The sequence below is a fragment of the Blastococcus jejuensis genome, from assembly GCF_039534705.1.
Taxonomy (GTDB): Bacteria; Actinomycetota; Actinomycetes; order Mycobacteriales; family Geodermatophilaceae; genus Blastococcus_B; species Blastococcus_B jejuensis.
The window spans coordinates 341656-360106 of sequence record NZ_BAAAVV010000002.1; the positions used below are offsets into that span (position 1 = coordinate 341656).

An 18451-nucleotide genomic window follows, 5' to 3' on the forward strand; every position below is an offset into this window, starting at 1 on the left:
TCTCGCGGTCGGACGGCGGCTCTCGTGGCGCCGCGACGGGCGTCAGGCGGGCAGCGAGGCCACACCCTTCGGCAGGAAGCGCTTGCCGGTGACCGCCTCGGAGACGCCGGCGCGGTCCAGGTAGGCGGAGATGCCGCCCAGCCAGAACGGCCAGCCCGCGCCGAGCAGCATGCACAGGTCGATGTCCTGCACCGCCTGGACGACGCCCTCGTCGAGCATGAGCGCGATCTCCTCGGCCAGTGCCCGCTCGGCCCGCGACCGCACCTCGTCCTCGGTCAGGGGCGAGTCGCCGGCGTCGATGCCCTCGAGGTCGGGGTCGACGACCCCGGGCTCGCTGTACACCGACGACTTGCCGAGCTCGACCATCTTCTTCAGGCCCTCGCCGACGGAGAACCGGTCGGGGAACGCCTCGTGCATCCGCTCGGCCACGTGCAGGGCCACCGGCGGTCCGACCAGCGTGAGCAGGTCGAACGGGCTCATCGGCAGGCCGAGCGGGTCGAGCGCGCGGTCGGCCACGGCGACCGGCGTGCCCTGCTCCACGGACGAGGTGATCTCGCCGAGGAAGCGGGTGAGCAGCCGGTTCACCACGAACGCCGGGGCGTCCGCGACCAGCACGCAGCTCTTCTTGAGCGCCTTGCCGACGGCGAAGGCGGTGGCCAGCGAGGCGTCGTCGGTCTGCTCGGCCCGCACGACCTCGAGCAGCGGCAGTACCGCGACCGGGTTGAAGAAGTGCAGCCCGACGACCCGCTCCGGGTGCTCCATCTTCGAGGCCATCTCGGTCACCGACAGCGCCGAGGTGTTGGTCGCCAGCACGCACTCGGGCGAGACGACGGCCTCGACCTCGGCGAACACCTGCTGCTTGACCGACATCTCCTCGAACACGGCCTCGATGACGAGGTCGGCGTCGGCGAAGGCGTCCTTGGTCAGCGAGCCGGTGACCAGGCCCTGGAGCCGGTTGCGGGCGTCCGCCGACAGCCGGCCCCGGGAGGCGAGCTTGTCCAGCTCGGCGTGCACGTAGCCGACGCCCTTGTCGACGCGCGCCTGGTCGATGTCGGTCAGCACGACCGGCACCTCGAGACGGCGGACGAACAGCAGCGCCAGCTGCGAGGCCATGAGGCCCGCGCCGACGACGCCGACCTTCGTCACCTTCCGTGCCAGTGCCTTGTCGGGCGCCCCGGCCGGCCGCTTGGCGCGCTTGTTGACCAGGTCGAACGAATACAGCGACGCCCGCAGCTCGTCGCTCATCAGCAGCTCGGCCAGCGCGTCGTCCTCGGCGGCCGTGCCGGCCGTGAACGCGTCACCGTCGATCCCGGCCCGCGCCAGGTCCAGCAGCTCCACGGCCCGCAGCGCGCCGGGGGACGCGTTGCGGGTGCGCCCCGCGACGATCGCGCGGGCCCGGGCGATCGCGTCGTCCCACGCACCGCGGTCGATCTCCGGGCGGGACACGGCGACGTCACCGGCGAGCACCCCGGCCGCCCACTCGAGCGAGCGCTCGAGGAAGTCGGCCGGCTCGAAGACCGCGTCGGCCATGCCGAGCTTCGCCGCCTTCGGGGCGGGCAGCATCTTGTTCTGGGCCAGGGCGTTCTCGACGATCACGGTGACGGCCGGGTCGATGCCGATCAGGTTCGGCAGCAGCTGCGTACCGCCCCAGCCGGGGACCAGCCCGAGGAAGACCTCGGGGAAGGCGACCATGGTGCCGCCGCTGATCGTCCGGTAGTGGCAGTGCAGCGCCAGCTCCAGCCCGCCGCCGAGCGCGGCGCCGTTGACGAAGGCGAACGTCGGGATCGACGAGTCCTTCAGCCGTCGGAACACCCGGTGGCCGGCCTCGGCGATCTCCCGCGCCTGCGCGGCCTCGGTCACCGACGGGACGCCCGAGAGGTCCGCTCCGACGGCGAAGATGAACGGCTTGCCGGTGACGGCGATGGCCGCCGGCGCCGGGGTGTGCGCCGCGATCTCGTCCAGGGCCGCGTCCAGCGAGGCGATCCCGCCCGGGCCGAACGTGGACGGCCGGGTGTGGTCGTGCCCGTTGTCCAGCGTGATGAGCGCCAGCTCACCGGGCATGCCCGGCACCCGCAGGTACCGCACGTGCGCCTGCGTGACGACCTCGTTCTCGAACACTGCAGTCACTTGGCCGCACCTTCCCAGTTCGGGTTCTCCCAGATCACGGTGCCGCCCATGCCGATGCCGATGCACATGGCGGTCAGGCCGTAGCGGACGTCGGGCCGCTCGGCGAACTGGCGCGACAGCTGGGTCATCAGCCGGACGCCGGAGGACGCCAGCGGGTGACCGACGGCGATGGCGCCGCCCCACGGGTTGACCCGCTCGTCGTCGTCGGCGATGCCGTAGTGGTCGAGGAAGGCCAGCACCTGGACGGCGAAGGCCTCGTTGAGCTCGAAGAGCCCGATGTCGTCGATCGACAGGCCGGTCGAGGCCAGGGCCTTCTCCGTCGCCGGGATCGGACCCACGCCCATCACCTCCGGCTCGACCCCGGCGAAGCCGAAGCCGACCAGCCGCATGCCGACGGTCAGGCCGAGCTCGAGCGCGACCTCCTCCGCGGCGAGCAGGCAGCCGGTGGCGCCGTCGTTGAGCCCGGCGGCGTTGCCCGCGGTCACGTGCCCGTGCGGGCGGAACGGCGTCTTCAGCGTGCCCAGCCCGTCGAGCGTGGTCTGCGGGCGCGGCGGCTCGTCGGCGGTCGCGAGCCCCCAGCCCTGCTCGGCCGAGCGGGTGGCGACGGGGACCAGCTCCGGGCCGATCTGTCCGTTGGCCAGCGCCTTCGCGTACTTCTGCTGGCTGGCCAGGGCGAACGCGTCGGCGCGCTCCTTGGTCAGGTGCGGGAACCGGTCGTGCAGGTTCTCCGCGGTCGAGCCCATGACCAGCGCCGAGGGGTCGACGATCTTCTCCGACAGGAACCGCGGGTTGGGGTCGACGCCCTCGCCCATCGGGTGGTGGCCCATGTGCTCGACGCCGCCGGCGATCGCGACGTCGTAGGCGCCGAAGGCGATGCCGCTGGCGGTGGTGGTCACGGCGGTCATGGCGCCGGCGCACATGCGGTCGATGGCGAAGCCGGGCACCGACTTCGGCAGCCCCGCCAGCAGCGCCGCCGAGCGGCCGATGGTCAGGCCCTGGTCGCCGATCTGGGTGGTGGCGGCGATGGCCACCTCGTCGACCCGCTCGGGCGGCAGCGACGGGTTGCGCCGCAGCAACTCTCGGATGCAGCGCACGACCAGGTCGTCGGCACGCGTCTCGGCGTAGATGCCCTTCGGGCCGGCCTTGCCGAAGGGGGTGCGTACGCCGTCGACGAAGACGACCTCACGCAGCGAGCGGGACATGTGACCTCCGCGGAACTCCCGAACCCGCCGCCAGGACGGCGACGGCCGCTCTAAGTTACCCCCCAGTAACCAATGGGGCGAGCAGGCGGGTCACTCCGTCGGCATCCAGTGGCCCAGCGGTCGGGTGCGGCCGAGGAGGACGCCGCCCGACGTGACCGCCTCGACGTCGGCCAGCCCCTCGGGCCCGGGGACGAGCAGCACACCGCCGTCGGGGACCGCGTGCTCGACCAGGAACGTGCCGTCACCGCGGTAGAGGCGGACGCGGTCGACCTGCGGCGGGGCGACGACCAGCAGCATGGTGCCCAGCGGCCGCCCGTCGACCGGGTGCCACAGCTCGCACTGCGCGGCCAGGACGCCGTCCTCCGGGGGCGGCTCGGCGGGCCGGACCTCGAGGCCGCAGTCGGCGCCGCCCATGAAGCCCTCCGCGGCCTCGTGGGCCCACTGCGCGGTGACCACGACGGCCCCGCTGGGCAACTCGATCGTGACGAGCGCGAGCGAGCCGAGCGCGGGTTCCGGCACGGGCACGAGCGCCCGCGCGGTCATGGCGACCTCGCCGGGTGAGAACCCGGTGGCGCTCAGCGCGGCCTGCGCCGCCCACTCGGCGGCGTTCCGCTCCTCCTCCGTCGGCGTTCGGGGGAACCCGATGTCGAGGTCGAGCACCTGCTCCTGGAGAGGCACGAGGATCCCGTCGGGCGACGACGTGATCGTCTGCCGGCCGTCCCGCTGCACGCGGAGGACCGTCGACCAGGTCCAGGGCAGGCCCACCGGGTCCAGCTGCGCCACGCCGATCCCGTGATCCAGCTCGACCGGGATCCAGGACCGCGAGTCCTGGCCCTCGGCGTCGATGTCGACCCGCTGCGACACGTCGACGGAGTCTCCGGCCGCGGCGACGACGACCAGCGTGCCGGTGCGCGGGTCGAACAGCGCCGGGACGACACCGGGAGCGATGCCGTACGGATAGGAGGCCAGCGTCATCTGCTCGGGCGTGGCCCCCGGCGGGCCGACGAACCAGGCCATGAGCAGCTCGTCGGCGACGCCGGGCCCCCCGTTCGGCTCGACCGGGACCGGCCGGCCGACGAGGAGGGCCCACCGGCCCCCGGGGACGTCGCCGGCGAACAGCACCCGCCGGCTGTCCGGTTCCGTCGGGACGTCCAGCGGGAAGTCCGTCACGGTCTGGTCGGCCCAGGGCAGGTCCCGGAGCCCGGCCAGGAACACGCCGTCCTGGGCCAGCGAGCCCCGTGTCGCCACGACGGCGACGTCGACGTCGCGCGGGGCCGGGGAACGCTCCGTCGTCGCCTCGACCTGATCCCCGGGCGTTCCGCTGCCGCCGCCGGTCAGGACGACGACGGCGACGAGCGCGGCTCCGCAGAGCGCCGCGAGGGCGACCAGCCACCGCCGGCGCCGGACCCGGGTGACCTCCCGGCGCAGCTCGTCCGGCGATGGGACCGGCGTGGCAGAGGACGCCAGCGAGCGGGCGAGGCCGTCGAGCGCCTCGCGCAGCTGCCGGTGGGCGTCCGGCTGCAGGAACGTCTCCACCGGGCGGCGGTGGGCCGAGGCGGGGTGCAGCGCGGACCGGAGGGCGTCGGTGCCCCGGGCGATCTCGGTGCCGACGTCGTCGGTCGGGCACCGCAGCGTCGCGGCGATCTCCTGCTCCGACCACCCCGCCCAGCGGCCGAGCACGAGCGCGGTCCGGGTCCGGGGCGGCAGGTGGGCCAGTTCCCGGCGGAGGACGTCGAAGCCGCCCGGGGCGATCGCCGACAGGGTGTTCGACTCCCAGCCGGCCGCCGCTCCGCCCCGGTCCTGCGGTCCGATCGCGCGCCGGATCAGCTCGAGCCGGGCGGCCGACACGAGCTCGCTCGCGGCGGTCCGGCGCCGGCTCCGGCCCGCCGTGACCAGTGCCGAGCGGGCGAGCAGGCCCGCGTCGGTTCCCGTGTCCGCCGCGAGCAGGGCCGCCAGCTGCACCAGCTCGTCCCGTTGGGCGGAGCCGAGCGCGGCGAACGGCTCGTCCAGGTCGTGCAGCACGTCCCACCTCCTGCCCGGGTCCGGCGGAGCACGAGACTCACACGCGGGGGTCACGGCCGGGTCACGACCGGTCGGGGAGATCACTCGAAGAGGACGCCCCGACCGAGCAGTTCGGTGCGGCCCAGGCCGACCCCGCCCGGTGTGACCGCCTCGACGGTCGCGGTCCCGCGGGGCGCCGGGACCACGAGGACGCCGTCGGCGTTCTCGTGCTCCTCGAGGAAGTCGCCGTCGTCGTCGTACAGGCGCACGGACGCCACGCCGGGCGGGGTGAGGACGACGAGGTACGTGCGGACGGTCGCGCCGCCGCCGCTCGGGTCGAGGACCTCGCAGACCAGCGCGTGCACCCGGTCCTCGACCGGCCGGCCGTCGGGCAGGATCCCGAGGCCGCAGTCCCCGCCCTGCACGAAACGCCCGGAGGAGGAGGTGACGGGGAGCATCCACTCGCCGTCCACGACCACCGCGCCCGTCGGCAGCGTGGCCGCCACCACCGCGGCCGTGCCGGACTCGGGTCCCGGCCCGGGCACGTTGCCCGCCCACAGCACGGTGAGCCGCAGCTCGTGCCGGGCCAGGCCGAGCGGTGCCACGAGCCGTTCGGCGGTCCACGCGACCACCGCGGCGGCGCTGTGCGGGGTCGGCCCCCGCGGCTCGGCGAGGCGGACCGGCAGCGCCTCCCCGGGCCGGTTGCCGGTCGTCGTCGGGACGCCGTGAGCCACGGTCCGGCCGCGGCGCTCCACGTCGTACGCCGCGGCGCTGGTCACCGGCACGTCGCTGGGGCGCAGCCGGCCGATCGCGATGCCGTCGGTGGTCGCCATCGGGCGGTACGCCCGGTCGACCTGGCCGGTGTCGAGGACGACGGGGCGTTCGGACACCCGGACCACGTCGCCCGGGGCCGCGACGACAACCAGCGTGCCCGTGCGCTGGTCCAGCAGCGCGACCGGGACGTCGGCCGGCGCCCTCGTCGGGACGGTCAGGGGGACGAGGTCCGCGGCCGCGGCGCCCGGGCGGCCACCGAACCAGACGGCCATGAGGCCTGACTGCCCGGCCGGACCGTCGGCGGGACTGCCCGGGGCATCGGGTGGTCCCAGGACCTCGCCCACCACCAGCGCCCAGCGCCCGCCGGGCACGTCGCCGACGAACACCACCGAGCGGATGCCCAGGGCCGGTCCCGGTCCCTCGTCCGCGGTCCAGGGCAGCCGTCGGACGGCCTCGACGAACGCGGCGTCGTGGGCAAGCGAACCGCGCGGGGGTCCGGTGCCGAGCACCGGGACGGCGGTCGGCACGACGGTGCCGGCCTCCGCTTCCGGCGCCTGCTCGGTCCGGTCGACCGGCGCGACGACGAGGACGACGACCGCAGCGGCGGCGGCCGCCAACCACAGCAAGCGCCGGCCGGCGTCCATCGCCCCACCGCCCTCCGCGGCCGGGATGAGAACACCAGCGTGAACGCCGGGGAGGCCGGGGGGAAGACGCGCGGCGGTCAGGCCTTGGTGATCGCCTCGACCAGCAGATCCACGGTGAGCCCGACCTGCCACTCCCGGGCGCCGCCGGCGCGCAGCAACTCGGCCACGGTCGCCGGGTCGGCCTCCGGCGGGGTCCACATCAGCCGGCGGACCAGGTCGGGGGAGAGCAGGTTCTCCACGGGCACCGCGTGCTTCTCGGAGAGCTCGGCCAGCCCCGCGCGGGCCGCCTGCAGCCGGGTGGCGGCGGCCGGGTCGCGGTCGGCCCAGCGGTTGACCGGCGGCGGCCCGTCGCCGGGCTTGCTGTGCGGGGGCAGCTCGGACTCGGGCAGGGCGCGGCCGCGGGCGATCGCGCCGAACCAGTGGGCGACGAGCTTGCGGTTGGCCCGGCCGCGGAACACCGGCAGCTCCAGCAGGGCGCCCTCGTTGACGGGGTCGGCCTGCACCGCGGAGACCATCGCCGAGTCGGGCAGCACCCGGCCGGGGGCGACGTCGCGGCGGCGCGCCAGATCGTCTCGGGCCTGCCACAGGGCGCGCAGCATGCCGAGCTGGCGGCGGTTGCGCAGCCCGTGCACGCCGGAGGTGCGGCGCCACGGGTCCAGCTTGGGCGCGGGCGGCCCGGCGGCGAGGACCGCCTCGAACTCCTGCCGCGCCCACTCGGTCTTGCCCTGCTCCTCGAGGATGTCGGCCAGCGCGTCCCGCAGGTCGACCAGCACCTCGACGTCGAGCGCGGCGTAGACCAGCCACTCCTCGGGCAGCGGTCGGGTGCTCCAGTCGGCGGCCGAGTGCCCCTTCACCAGCGAGAAGCCGAGCAGCGACTCCACGACGGCACCGAGCCCGACCCGGGGCAGCCCGGCCAGCCGGGCGGCCAGTTCGGTGTCGAAGATCCGCGTCGGGACGAGGCCGATCTCGGCCAGGCAGGGGAGGTCCTGGTTGGCGGCGTGCAGGACCCACTCGGTGTCGACGATCGCCTGCTGGACGGCCGAGAGGTCCGGGAGGGGGACGGGGTCGAGCAACCCCGTGCCCGAGCCGCGGCGGCGCAGCTGGACGAGGTAGGCCTTCTGCCCGTAGCGGTAGCCGGAGGCGCGCTCGGCGTCGACCGCGACCGGGCCGGTGCCGGCCCGCAGCGCCTCGGCGTACTCGACCAGGGCGGTGAAGGTCTCGATCACCGGCGGCAGGCCGTCGCGGGGGGCGAGGAGGGGGATCGCGTCGGGGACGTCGATCTCGGGGGCGTCGATCCCGGGTGCGCTGTCGTCCGGAGCCGGGGCGTCGTAGGGCTCCGGCCGGGGCGTGGGCTGGGTGCTCAGCTGCCGTCCACCTTCTCGCCGGTCTCGTCGTCGTGCCGCCGGCCCCCGAGCGCCCGCGCGGGCGTGCCGCGGGGAACAGGGAAGGGGATGCGCCGGCTCAGCGGGCGTCCACCCGACTGGCAGTACCGATGTTAGTGAGTCTCGCCGCCGGACCGGTCGGAGGGACCCAGCAGGCGCACGCCGGGCGGCGGCAGACCGGCCGCGTTCCCGAGGACCTCCAGCCAGGCGACGAGGTGCCGGTCGAGGGAGGTGTCCTCGGCGGTCCACGACGCGCGCATCTCCACGTCGACGGTGTGCTCGGGCCCGGCCAGGTCGCCGAAGCGCGTCGAGGCCGTGCGGGTGACGGTGCCGCCCACGTTGTGGTGCCCGGCCCCGGCCTCGGCCAGGGCGTCGGTCAGCCAGCTCCAGGCGACTTCGGAGAACATCGCGTCGTCGACGAGTTGCTCGTCGGTGGCCGCCGAGAGGTAGCCCACGCAGCGGGTGGTGCCGCTCCAGGTCTCGTGGCCGTCGGGGTCGAACAGCACGATGAACCGCGCGCTGGCGATCTCGAACTCGTCGTCGTCCCCGTCGGGTTCGGTCACGCGCGCGGCCAGGGCGCACGCGTAGGGCGCGAGCCGCTGGGGGGCCGGGATGTGCTCGAGGACGATCTCCGGGCGGGCGCGGACCCCGGCCAGGGCGTCCAGGGCGGCGCGGAACGCGGCGGGGGGTTCGTCCCCGCCGCTGTCCGTGCCCTTGGCCCCGGCGTCGGCCAGGCTGCGTGGCTCCACGAGCGCAGGGTAGGCCGCCGAGTAGCACAGGGCGTCCGACGCGCCGCAACCGTCTGGGAGGATGGCCGGTCGTGACCTCCGCACCTGCCGAATCCGACCTGGTCCGCGCCGCCCGAGGGCTGCCGGTCAGCCGCACCCCGGTCTGGTTCATGCGCCAGGCCGGCCGGTCGCTGCCGGAGTACCGGGCGCTGCGCGCGGGGACGGCGATGCTCGCCGCCTGCCAGGACCCCGACCTGGTCACCGAGATCACGCTCCAGCCGGTCCGCCGGCACGGGGTCGACGCGGCGATCCTCTTCTCCGACATCGTGCTGCCCCTGGTGGTCGCCGGGGTCGACATCGAGATCAAGCCCGGGATCGGCCCCGTCGTCGCCTCGCCGGTGCGGACGGTCGCCGACGTCGACGCGCTGCCGCCGCTGGAGCCCGAGCGGCTGGCCTTCCTGCAGACCGCCGTCCGGCAGCTGGTCGCCGAGCTCGGGCCCACCCCGCTGATCGGGTTCGCCGGCGCCCCGTTCACCCTCGCCACGTACCTGATCGAGGGCGGTCCCTCGAAGGAGCACGCGCGCACCAAGGCGTTCATGTACGCCGAGCCGCAGGCGTGGTCGCGGCTGCTCGACCGCCTCGCCGTCTCGGCGACCGTCTTCCTGCGCGCGCAGGTCGACGCCGGTGCCTCGGCGGTGCAGCTGTTCGACTCCTGGGCCGGGGTGCTCTCGGCCGCCGACTACGCCGAGCGGGTGCTGCCGCACTCGCGCGCGGTGTTCGACGGGCTGGGGGAGCGGGACGTGCCCCGCATCCACTTCGGCGTCGGCACCGGCGAGCTGCTGCCGCTGATCGGGGACGCCGGCGCCGACGTGGTCGGCGTCGACTGGCGGGTGCCCCTGGACGAGGCGGCGCGCCGGGTGGGTCCCGGCCGGTCGCTGCAGGGCAACCTCGATCCGGCCGTGCTGCTGGCCGACCGCGCGACCGTCGACCGCGAGGTGCGCCGGGTCGTCGGGCAGGGCCGCGCGGCGCGGGGGCACATCTTCAACCTCGGCCACGGTGTGCTGCCCGACACCGACCCCGGCGTCCTCACCCACGTCGCCGAGTTGGTGCACGAGCTCAGCGCGCGATGAGGATCGTCGTCGTCGGGGCCGGCATCACCGGCCTGGCCGCCGCGTTCGAGTGGCGCCGCCGCCGTCCCGACGACGAGATCGTGGTGCTGGAGGCCGGGGACCGCATCGGCGGCAAGCTGCAGCGGGTCGAGCTGGCCGGGCACTGGTACGACACGGGCGCCGAGGCGGTGCTGGCCCGGGTGCCCGAGGCGGTGCGGCTGGTCGAGGACCTCGGCCTGGCCGATCGGCTGGTGGCCCCGGCGACCACGCAGGCGTCCGTCGTCCTCCCCGACGGCCGGCACCCGCTGCCGGCCGGCACGGTGCTGGGCGTCCCCGCCTCGGCCGACGGCCTCGACGGCCTGCTGTCCGGCGACGGCGTCGCCCGGGTCCGCGCCGAGGCCGCGTTGCCGCCGGTGAACCTCGACGGTGACGTCGCGGTGGGGGCGCTGCTGCGCGAGCGGCTCGGCGACGAGGTGGTCGACCGGCTGGTCGAGCCACTGCTGGGCGGCGTCTACGCCGGTCGCGCCGACGAGCTCTCCCTGGCCGCGACCATGCCTGCTCTCGCCGAGCACCTGCGCCGCACGGGGTCGGTGCTCGTGGCCGCGGCGGCGGCCCGCGACGCCGGCGTGCGCAGCCGGGGCGACGACGACGGCCCCGTCTTCGCGACCGTCCGCGACGGCATCGGCGCGCTGCCGGCGGCCCTGGTCGCCGCCGCCCGCGCCGAGGTGCGGCTGCGCACCCCGGCGCACGGGCTCCGGCGTACGGCGACCGGCTTCGAGCTGGCGGTCGGCCCGGCCGCGGCTCCCGAGCTGCTGACCGCCGACCGGGTGCTGGTGACCGCCCCGGCGCAGAAGGCGGCCCGGCTGCTGCGCGACGTCGCTCCCGGCGCCGTCGAACCGCTCACCGCGATCCCGTACGCCTCGATGGCCGTGGTCGCGATGGCGTTCCCCGCCCAGGACGTCGACGCGGGTTCCGGCCTCCTGGTGCCGCCGGTCGCCGGCCGGCTGGTCAAGGGCGTCACCGTCTCGTCGGCGAAGTGGCCGCACCTGGCCCCGCGTCCCGGCACCGCCGACGCGCTGCTGGTGCGCTCGTCGGTCGGCCGGTACCGCGACGAGGCCGAGCTGCAGCGGTCCGACGAGGACCTCACCGCCGCCGTGGTCGCCGACGTCGCCGACCTGCTCGGGCTCTCCCGTCCCGAGCCGCTGGCGACGCGGCTGGTGCGCTGGGGCGGCGGGCTGCCGCAGTACCTGGTCGGGCACCTCGGGCGGGTGGACGCGATCCGCGCGGCGGTCAGCGAGGTGCCGGGCCTGGCGATCGCCGGCGCGGCGTTCCGCGGGGTCGGCGTCCCGGCCTGCATCCGCGACGCCCACCACGCCCTGGAGGCGCTTCGCTAGTCCGGGCTCGCGGTCGTGGCGATCTGGGTCCGGTTGGTCAGGCCGAGCTTGGCCAGGATGTTGCGCACGTGGCTCTCCACGGTGCGCTCGCCTGCAGCGCGGGGGCGGTGGAGGTCGACGCGAGCGGCACCCGCCGTGTCGATCGATGCGTGGCTCACTCGCCGTTGACACGGGTGTCCGACGCCATGGTGTCCGACAGCACGGCCGGCCCGGGATGCCCGTGCCGGCCGTCGTGGTTGAGAGCGGGGTGACCACGCACCACCCGGATCTCCGGCTCCCTCCGACCACCCGCCGCTGCCTGCGCCACCACGTCTGGATGGCCGCCTGCACCGACTGCCGTGTGGCGCACGCCCCGCTCGTCGAGCGCGCCCGGGCGGCGGCCGGCGGCCGACGGCCGCGGGGGACAATGGCCCCATGAGCGAGCAGACCGCGGAGCAGCAGGACCGCAGCATCGGCAAGCGGGCGAACGAGTTGAACGCCACGATCCGCTACACGATGTGGTCGGTGTTCCGCCTCGCCCGGCCCCTGGGCGACGACCAGCGCACGGCGATGGCCGACGAGGTCGCCGACCTGATCGAGGAGCTCGCGGGCAAGGACGTCGTCGTCCGAGGCACCTACGACGTGGCCGGCTTCCGCGCCGACGCCGATCTCATGGGCTGGTGGCACGCCTCGTCGGCCGACGCGCTGCAGGAGGCCTACACCCGGCTACGCCGCACGGCGCTGGGCCGGCACCTCGACCCGGTCTGGTCGCAGCTGGCCCTGCACCGCCCCGCCGAGTTCAACCGCAGCCACATCCCCGCGTTCCTCGCCGACGAGGAGCCGCGCCGCTACGTCTGCGTCTACCCGTTCGTGCGGTCCTACGAGTGGTACCTGCTGCCCGACGAGGAGCGGCGGGACATGCTCAAGGAGCACGGCATGCAGGCCCGGCCCTACCCCGACGTGCGTGCCAACACCGTCGCCGCGTTCGCTCTCGGCGACTACGAGTGGATGCTGGCGTTCGAGGCCGACGAGCTGCACCGCATCGTCGACCTCATGCGCGACCTGCGGGCCAGCCGCGCCCGCCGGCACGTCCGCGAGGAGGTGCCGTTCTACACCGGCGTCCGCAAGCCCGTGGCGGAGCTGATCGCCGACCTAGCCTGACCCCCAGGCGGGACCGAGAAATGTCGTACCCCTTCTTTAGGTTGTCGGTGTGTCTCGGATCTCGGGCTCCTCGACTTTCGAGGGCGTGCTGATCGACTGGTCGCTGGGCCAGCCGGTCGAGCCGCCGCGGCTGCCGGTGGATCTGCTGTCCAAGGCGCAGGCGGCCGGGGAGCTGGCCCGGCGGCAGCGGCGGCAGGCGATGGACGCCGCCTACGAGGCGCAGCTGATCCTGCGGCTGGCCGAGCTGACCCCCGACGACGACGACCCGCAGCCCGGCAGCCCGGGGGCGCGCACGCCCGGCTGGTCGGCCGCCGACGACGACGAGGCATCCGGGGTGAGTGAGTTCTTCGCCGGGGAGCTGGCGCTGGTGCTCAACCGCGGCCGGGGCACCGCCCGGCATCTGCACCACCGGGCGCAGGCGTGGCGGGAGAACCTGCCCGCCACCTACGCGGCGCTGGCCGCCGGCGACCTGGACGTGGCGCGTGCGGGCGCGCTGGCCGACGTGCTCGGGCACACCCGCCCCGAGCTGGCCCGGGCGGTGGAGGCCATGGTGCTGCCCGAGGCGGTGGACCTGTCGGTGGCCCGGCTGCGGGCCCGCGCCCTGGAGCTGCTGGCCGAGCTGGACGCCGCCGCCGCCGCCGACCAGCGCCGCGAGCAGGCCCAGCGGTCCGCGGACGTGTTCCTGCAGCCCGGTCAAGATGGCATGGCCACCCTGGGCGCGGAACTCTCGGCGGACGAGGCCGCGGAGGCCTACGCGGTCATCGACCAGCTCGCCCGGCTGGCCAAGGCCGACGGCGACCCCCGGCCGATCGCGGCGATCCGGGTCGAGCTGTTCTCGCTGCTGCTGCGCCGCCCCGGCGGGCCCGCCCAGCCCGGCGTGGCCGCGCAGCTGACCATCACCGCCACCCTCGACTCCCTGGCCGGCACCGCCACGACCGCCGGCACCGTGAACGGGCTGGCGATCACCGCCGCGCACGCCCGCGAGCTGCTCACCCGCATCGGCGCACTCGGGCTGCACGCCCCCGACGGCGGCAGCCTCACCTTCGCGATCACCGACGCCGACGGCCGGCTGCTGGCCACCACCACCGTGGCCGAGCTGCTACGGGTGGCCACCACGGGCTGCGCGCAGCACCCCGGCGCGGACTGCGACTGCCCGGTGCTGGGCGCGCCCGCCGCCACCGATCGCTACCAGCCCACCGGCCGGCAGCAGACCTTCACCAAGACCCGGGACCGCACCTGCCGGATGCCCAACTGCGGGCAGCGGGTCGGCTGGGCCGACCTGGACCACGTCGTCCCACACGCCTGCGGCGGGCCGACCGCCTGCACCAACCTGTGCTGCCTGTGCCGGTCGCACCACCGGCTCAAGACCTTCGCCCCCGGCTGGCGCTTCGTCATGGAGCCCGACGGCACCCTGCACGTCACCACCCCGTCGGGCATCACCCGCACCACCCGGCCACCGGGCCTGCGCAGACCCCCACCCGAGCCACCCCCGGACCAACCAGACGACGACCCACCGCCCTTCTAGTGGATCAGTTCTCCGCGGGCTGCAGCCGGATGCTCACCGAGTTGATGCAGTAGCGGTCGCCGGTGGGCGTCTGCGGTGCGTCGTCGAACAGGTGACCCAGGTGGCTGTGGCAGGTGCCGCACAGCACCTCGGTGCGCAGCATCCCGTGGCTGCGGTCCTCGCGGAGGAGCACGTTGTCCTCGGCAGAGGCCTCGTAGAACGACGGCCAGCCGCAGTGCGAGTCGAACTTGGTCTCCGATCGGAACAGCTCGGCGCCGCACGCGCGGCACTCGTAGACCCCGACGGTCTTGGTGTCGACGTACTCGCCGGTCCAGGGGCGCTCGGTGCCCGCCTGGCGGAGCACCGCGTACTCCTCGGGCGACAACTCGGCGCGCCACTGCTCGTCGGACTTCACGACGGTCGGCTGCTTCTCCGCGGACGTGGTCATGCCCTCAACCGTACGGCGACCACGCCACCCGGAGGAGGCCTTCGCGCCCCGGCCGGGAGACTGGGTCCGTGACGAACGCCGATCGACCGCTGCCCGACGTCTGGTTCACCCGCGACCTGCCCGTGCTGCGGGCGATCACGCGGCTCGTGGACGAGGGGGACCACGGCGGCTCGCCCTACCTGCTGGGGCAGGTCGTCCCGGCGAGCGGCCTGCCGAAGGCCGACGTCGTCAACGCGGCGCGGGCGCTAGTGTCGGCCGGCTACGCCGACGCGCTGACCAACCATGCCGGCGACATCGTGCGGTTCACCGGGGTCTCGCCGGAGGCGCGGCGGCTGGCCGGGCTGTGGCCGACGCCGCAGGGGGAGTGGGACCGGCTGCTCGAGCAGCTCGCCACCCGGGCCGAGCGCGCGCCGACCGAGGTGGAGCGGCAGCGCTGGCGGGCGTTCGCCGACGCCGCGGCGGCCGTGGGGGAGCACGACGGGGCGCTGCTCATGTCGGCGCTCATCGGTGGGTACGTCCCGCGCAAGGGCTGAGCGGGCCGCAGACGACAGCGCCCCCGCCCGGTGAACCGGGCGGGGGCGCTGGAGCTGATCAGACGATCAGAGCGGGGTGACGTTCGCAGCCTGCGGGCCCTTCTGGCCCTGCTCGATGTCGAACGCGATCCGCTGGCCTTCATCGAGCGAGCGGTACCCGCTGGACTGGATGGCCGAGTAGTGGACGAACACGTCCGGTCCGCCACCGTCAGGGGTGGCGAAGCCGAACCCCTTCTCCGCGTTGAACCACTTCACTGTTCCTTCGGGCATTGCTCGCTCCTAGCTGAGGTAGTGCATCGGGGTCCTGCCATAGCGCAGGGCCTTCCCGACGCCACAACCCTAGCCGTATCGCGACGGATGGGAACAGCCGGACGTGTCGCGGCGCGACCGGGTTGCCCGATCCGGGGCGCGCCCGATCGCTCGCGCCGTGACGAGACGTGGCCGTCCCGTATCCCGGCCCCGCCCGTCGGGGAGGATCCGGCCGGTCCGCGGAGACCTCCCGGGCGGCCGACGGCCGCGTGGACGACGGAGAGCGGACCGAGGGAGTTCCGCGATGACGCCTCCTGCCCGGTGCCGGACCCGGCCGCGCTCGACCAGCAGGGCGTTCGCGACCCTGGCCGCGCTGTTCCTCGTCGTCGCGACGGTCCAGGCCGTCGTCCTCGCGTCGCCGGCCGGCGGGGCCACGGTCGGCTTCGGGAAGAGCACGCTGGTCGGCACCGTCGCGAAGGACCGGGCGACGTCCCTCCAGTTCGGCCCGGACGGACGGCTCTACGTGCTGCACCAGGACGGCACGATCAACATCTACGGGGTCGCCCGGCGCGGCGCGAACGACTACGCCGTCACGTCGACGGCGACGACGACGTCGGTCAAGAACATCCCGAACCACGACGACGACGGTGCGCCGAGCAACCCCGCCCAGCCGGGGTCGTGCACGGCCCCCTGCCGCACGGCCACCGGCATGCTCGTCACGGGCACCGCCGCCCGGCCGGTCGTCTACGTGTCGTCGAGCGACCCGCGGTTCGGCAACGGCGCGTCGGCGGACACCAACCTCGACACGAACTCCGGCACGGTCTCGCGGCTGACGTGGAACGGGACGGCGTGGGTGCGGACGGACCTCGTGCGCGGGCTCCCGCGCTCCGAGGAGAACCACGCCGTCAACGGGATGGCGCTCGACGAGGCCACCAACACCCTCTACCTGGCCGCCGGCGGTCACACCAACCAGGGCGCGCCGGGCAACGTGTTCAAGTACCTGCCCGAGTACGCGCTCTCGGCGGCGGTGCTGTCGATCGACCTCGATGCCATCGGCGACACGACCTACGACCTGCCCACCCTGGACGACCCCTCGCGCGCGGACGACCCGAGCCGGCCGGGGTGGGACGTGGGTGACCCCTTCGGCGGGAACGACGGGAACAACCAGGCGCGGATCGTCCCCGGCGGGCCCGTCCAGGTGCACTCGCCGGGCTACCGCAACGCCTACGACCTGGAGATCGCGACGGTCGGGTCGCACGCCGGGAAGCTGTACGTCACCGACAACGGGTACAACGCCGGCCAGGGCGGTCCGCCCGTCGGGGAGGGGACGGCGAACTGCACGAACGCCCCCAACGACGCGAGCCCGGTCACCGGGTTCGACGGCCTGCACCACGTCACCGGCCCCGGGTACTACGGCGGCCATCCCAACCCGACCCGCGGCAACACCGCGAACACGTTCGCCCGGGGCCAGTCGCCCGTCCCGGCCGCCGCGGAGAACCCGGTCGAGTGCGACTTCCGGTCGTCGGCCGGCGCGGACCCGACGCCGGAACGGTCCGCCATCGGGTGGGACCCCAGTTCCACCAACGGCATCGTGGAGTACACGGCCTCGAACTTCGGCGGTGCGATGCGCGGCGACCTCGTCACGGCCGAATGGGACGGGTACGTCGACCGCTGGCAGCTGAACGCCGCGGGCACCGCCGTGACCGCCCAGTCGCGGCTGTTCTCCGACGTGAGCGTCCATCCCCTCGACGTGACGACCACCGGCGACACCGAGCCGTTCCCGGGCACGATCTGGCTCGCCGACCACGTCTCCGGGACGATCTTCGTCTTCGAGCCCGACGACTTCGGCGGCGGTGGCGGCCCCTGCACGGGCGCTGACGACCCCGCCCTCGACGAGGACGGCGACGGCTATTCGAACGCTGACGAGATCGACAACGCCACCGACCCCTGCTCGGCCGCCGACCTGCCGAGGGACTGGGACGACGACGGGATCTCCAACCTCAACGACCCGGACGACGACGGCGACTCGTTGCCCGACACGTCGGACCCCTGGGCGATCGACAGCGCGAACGGCACCTCGACGCGGCTGCCGGTGGACCACCCGTTCGACGACACCCTGGATCCGAACGCCGGCGGCCTGCTCAACCTCGGCTTCACCGGGCTCATGACGAGCGGCACCGCGAACTACGAGTCGCGGTACGACCCGACGAGGCTCACCGCCGGCGGGGCCGGGGGCGTGCTCACCGTGGACCAGATCGGACCGGGTGACGCCAGAGGTCCGGCGAACTCGCAGGCGTACGCGTTCCAGTACGGCTTCCTGCTGTCCTCGGCCCGTGGCGCCGTCTTCACGCCGCACACGCGCGTGCTGGCACCCTTCGCCGGCCGCACCCCCGCAGGGACCGAATCGATCGGGATGCAGCTGGGCACGGGAGACCAGGACAACTACGTCAAGCTCGTCGTGAGTGCCGCCGGAGGCGGTTCGATCGCGCTGCTGCTCGAGGTGGCGGGGTCGGTCACCGCAACCCGGTCGGCCGCCGTCCCGCTGCCCTCGTCCGGCCAGGTCGACCTGTTCCTCGCCGTCAACCCGCTCAACCGCACGGTGCAGCCGAGCTACCAGATCGACGACGGGACGACGACGGGGCCGCGGACGAACCTGGGTGCGCCACTGGCCCTGCCGGCCGCCTGGTTCACCCGGGCCGCGCTGGCCACCGGCGTGATCGCGACCTCCGGCGGGGCGCCGCCCTTCCCGGCCACCTGGGACATGTTCGAGATCCAGTACCCGCCCTACCGGCCCGACGCGCAGGTCCGGCTCTCCTCGGCGTCGGCGTACACGGGCAACAACGTGTACGGCACGACCGGCGGAAACCAGACGCTCACCGTGACCGCCGCCCGCGGGACGACGCGGACGTTCGTCGTGAACGTGCAGAACGACGGCGCCGCCGCCGACGGCTTCGTCCTGCGCGGGCCGGGGAGCTCGACCGGGTTCACCGTGCGGTACTTCGCCGGGACCACCGACATCACCACCGCGGTCGTGAACGGGACCTACCGGCTCTCCGGCGTCGCGGCCGGTGGCGCGAGGTCGATCCAGATGCGGGTCACGGTGGGCAGCGGCGCCGCGACCGGCGTGACCCGGTCGAGCGTCGTGACCGCGACGTCCACCCACTCCGCGGCGGCGGTCGACGCGGTCAGGACGGTCGTCAGGGTCGGCTGAGCCGA

The 18451-nt window shown here is 74.7% G+C and carries 15 protein-coding genes; 6 read left to right on the forward strand and 9 right to left on the reverse strand.

Annotation, left to right across the window (positions count from 1 at the left end):
- Positions 1-42: 42 nt before the first annotated feature.
- From ABD644_RS05405 to ABD644_RS05430, 6 genes are all read right to left on the reverse strand, one after another.
- Complete coding sequence (locus tag ABD644_RS05405; protein ID WP_344687607.1) at positions 43-2127, reverse strand: 3-hydroxyacyl-CoA dehydrogenase NAD-binding domain-containing protein; 2085 nt, start codon at positions 2125-2127, stop codon at positions 43-45.
- Positions 2124-3329, reverse strand: coding sequence for a thiolase family protein (locus ABD644_RS05410; RefSeq protein ID WP_344687609.1), 1206 nt, complete (start codon positions 3327-3329; stop codon positions 2124-2126). The genes ABD644_RS05405 and ABD644_RS05410 overlap by 4 nt, the downstream gene beginning before the upstream one ends.
- A gap of 90 nt (positions 3330-3419) precedes the next feature.
- Positions 3420-5351, reverse strand: coding sequence for a sigma factor-like helix-turn-helix DNA-binding protein (locus ABD644_RS05415; RefSeq protein WP_344687610.1), 1932 nt, complete (start codon positions 5349-5351; stop codon positions 3420-3422).
- Between the two features lie 80 nt (positions 5352-5431).
- Entirely contained in the window at positions 5432-6748 is a 1317-nt protein-coding gene (locus ABD644_RS05420; protein ID WP_344687611.1) for a hypothetical protein, read from the reverse strand.
- Between the two features lie 77 nt (positions 6749-6825).
- Entirely contained in the window at positions 6826-7974 is a 1149-nt protein-coding gene (locus ABD644_RS05425) for an HRDC domain-containing protein (protein WP_344687612.1), read from the reverse strand.
- A 269-nt stretch (positions 7975-8243) separates the two neighbouring features.
- Positions 8244-8879 (reverse strand): DUF3000 domain-containing protein, encoded by a 636-nt coding sequence (locus tag ABD644_RS05430; RefSeq protein WP_344687614.1) that lies wholly within the window; start codon positions 8877-8879, stop codon positions 8244-8246.
- Between the two features lie 71 nt (positions 8880-8950).
- On the opposite strand from ABD644_RS05430, the gene hemE reads away from it, so the two are divergent.
- Together hemE and hemG are read left to right on the forward strand one after the other, a co-directional pair.
- Entirely contained in the window at positions 8951-9988 is a 1038-nt protein-coding gene (gene hemE, locus ABD644_RS05435) for a uroporphyrinogen decarboxylase (RefSeq protein WP_344687615.1), read from the forward strand.
- Positions 9985-11361: a protoporphyrinogen oxidase gene (gene hemG, locus ABD644_RS05440; RefSeq protein ID WP_344687616.1), complete on the forward strand. Its 1377-nt coding sequence runs from the start codon at positions 9985-9987 to the stop codon at positions 11359-11361. Before hemE ends, hemG begins: the two co-directional genes overlap by 4 nt.
- Here the strand turns inward: hemG and ABD644_RS05445 are convergent.
- Positions 11358-11519 carry a LuxR C-terminal-related transcriptional regulator gene (locus ABD644_RS05445; protein ID WP_344687617.1) on the reverse strand — a complete coding sequence of 54 codons (162 nt, stop codon included), beginning with the start codon at positions 11517-11519 and terminating at the stop codon, positions 11358-11360. The two genes, hemG and ABD644_RS05445, sit on opposite strands and share 4 nt — an antisense overlap.
- 256 nt (positions 11520-11775) lie before the next feature.
- Between ABD644_RS05445 and hemQ the strand changes: the two genes are divergently transcribed.
- Complete coding sequence (hemQ, locus tag ABD644_RS05450) at positions 11776-12501, forward strand: hydrogen peroxide-dependent heme synthase (protein WP_344687618.1); 726 nt, start codon at positions 11776-11778, stop codon at positions 12499-12501.
- Between the two features lie 49 nt (positions 12502-12550).
- Positions 12551-14026 (forward strand): HNH endonuclease signature motif containing protein, encoded by a 1476-nt coding sequence (locus tag ABD644_RS05455; protein WP_344687619.1) that lies wholly within the window; start codon positions 12551-12553, stop codon positions 14024-14026.
- 4 nt (positions 14027-14030) lie between these two features.
- Here the strand turns inward: ABD644_RS05455 and msrB are convergent, their stop codons facing one another.
- A complete protein-coding gene (gene msrB / locus ABD644_RS05460) occupies positions 14031-14453 on the reverse strand; it encodes a peptide-methionine (R)-S-oxide reductase MsrB (protein ID WP_344687620.1) in 423 nt (140 codons plus the stop codon).
- 68 nt (positions 14454-14521) lie between these two features.
- Here msrB and ABD644_RS05465 point away from each other — a divergent pair, with 68 nt between their 5' ends.
- Entirely contained in the window at positions 14522-14986 is a 465-nt protein-coding gene (locus ABD644_RS05465; protein ID WP_344687621.1) for a hypothetical protein, read from the forward strand.
- Positions 14987-15052: 66 nt separating this feature from the next.
- On the opposite strand, the gene ABD644_RS05470 is transcribed toward ABD644_RS05465, so the two are convergent.
- Complete coding sequence (locus ABD644_RS05470) at positions 15053-15256, reverse strand: cold-shock protein (protein ID WP_014377016.1); 204 nt, start codon at positions 15254-15256, stop codon at positions 15053-15055.
- A 283-nt stretch (positions 15257-15539) separates the two neighbouring features.
- On the opposite strand from ABD644_RS05470, the gene ABD644_RS05475 reads away from it, so the two are divergent.
- Complete coding sequence (locus ABD644_RS05475; protein WP_344687623.1) at positions 15540-18446, forward strand: PQQ-dependent sugar dehydrogenase; 2907 nt, start codon at positions 15540-15542, stop codon at positions 18444-18446.
- The last annotated feature ends 5 nt before the right edge of the window (positions 18447-18451 follow it).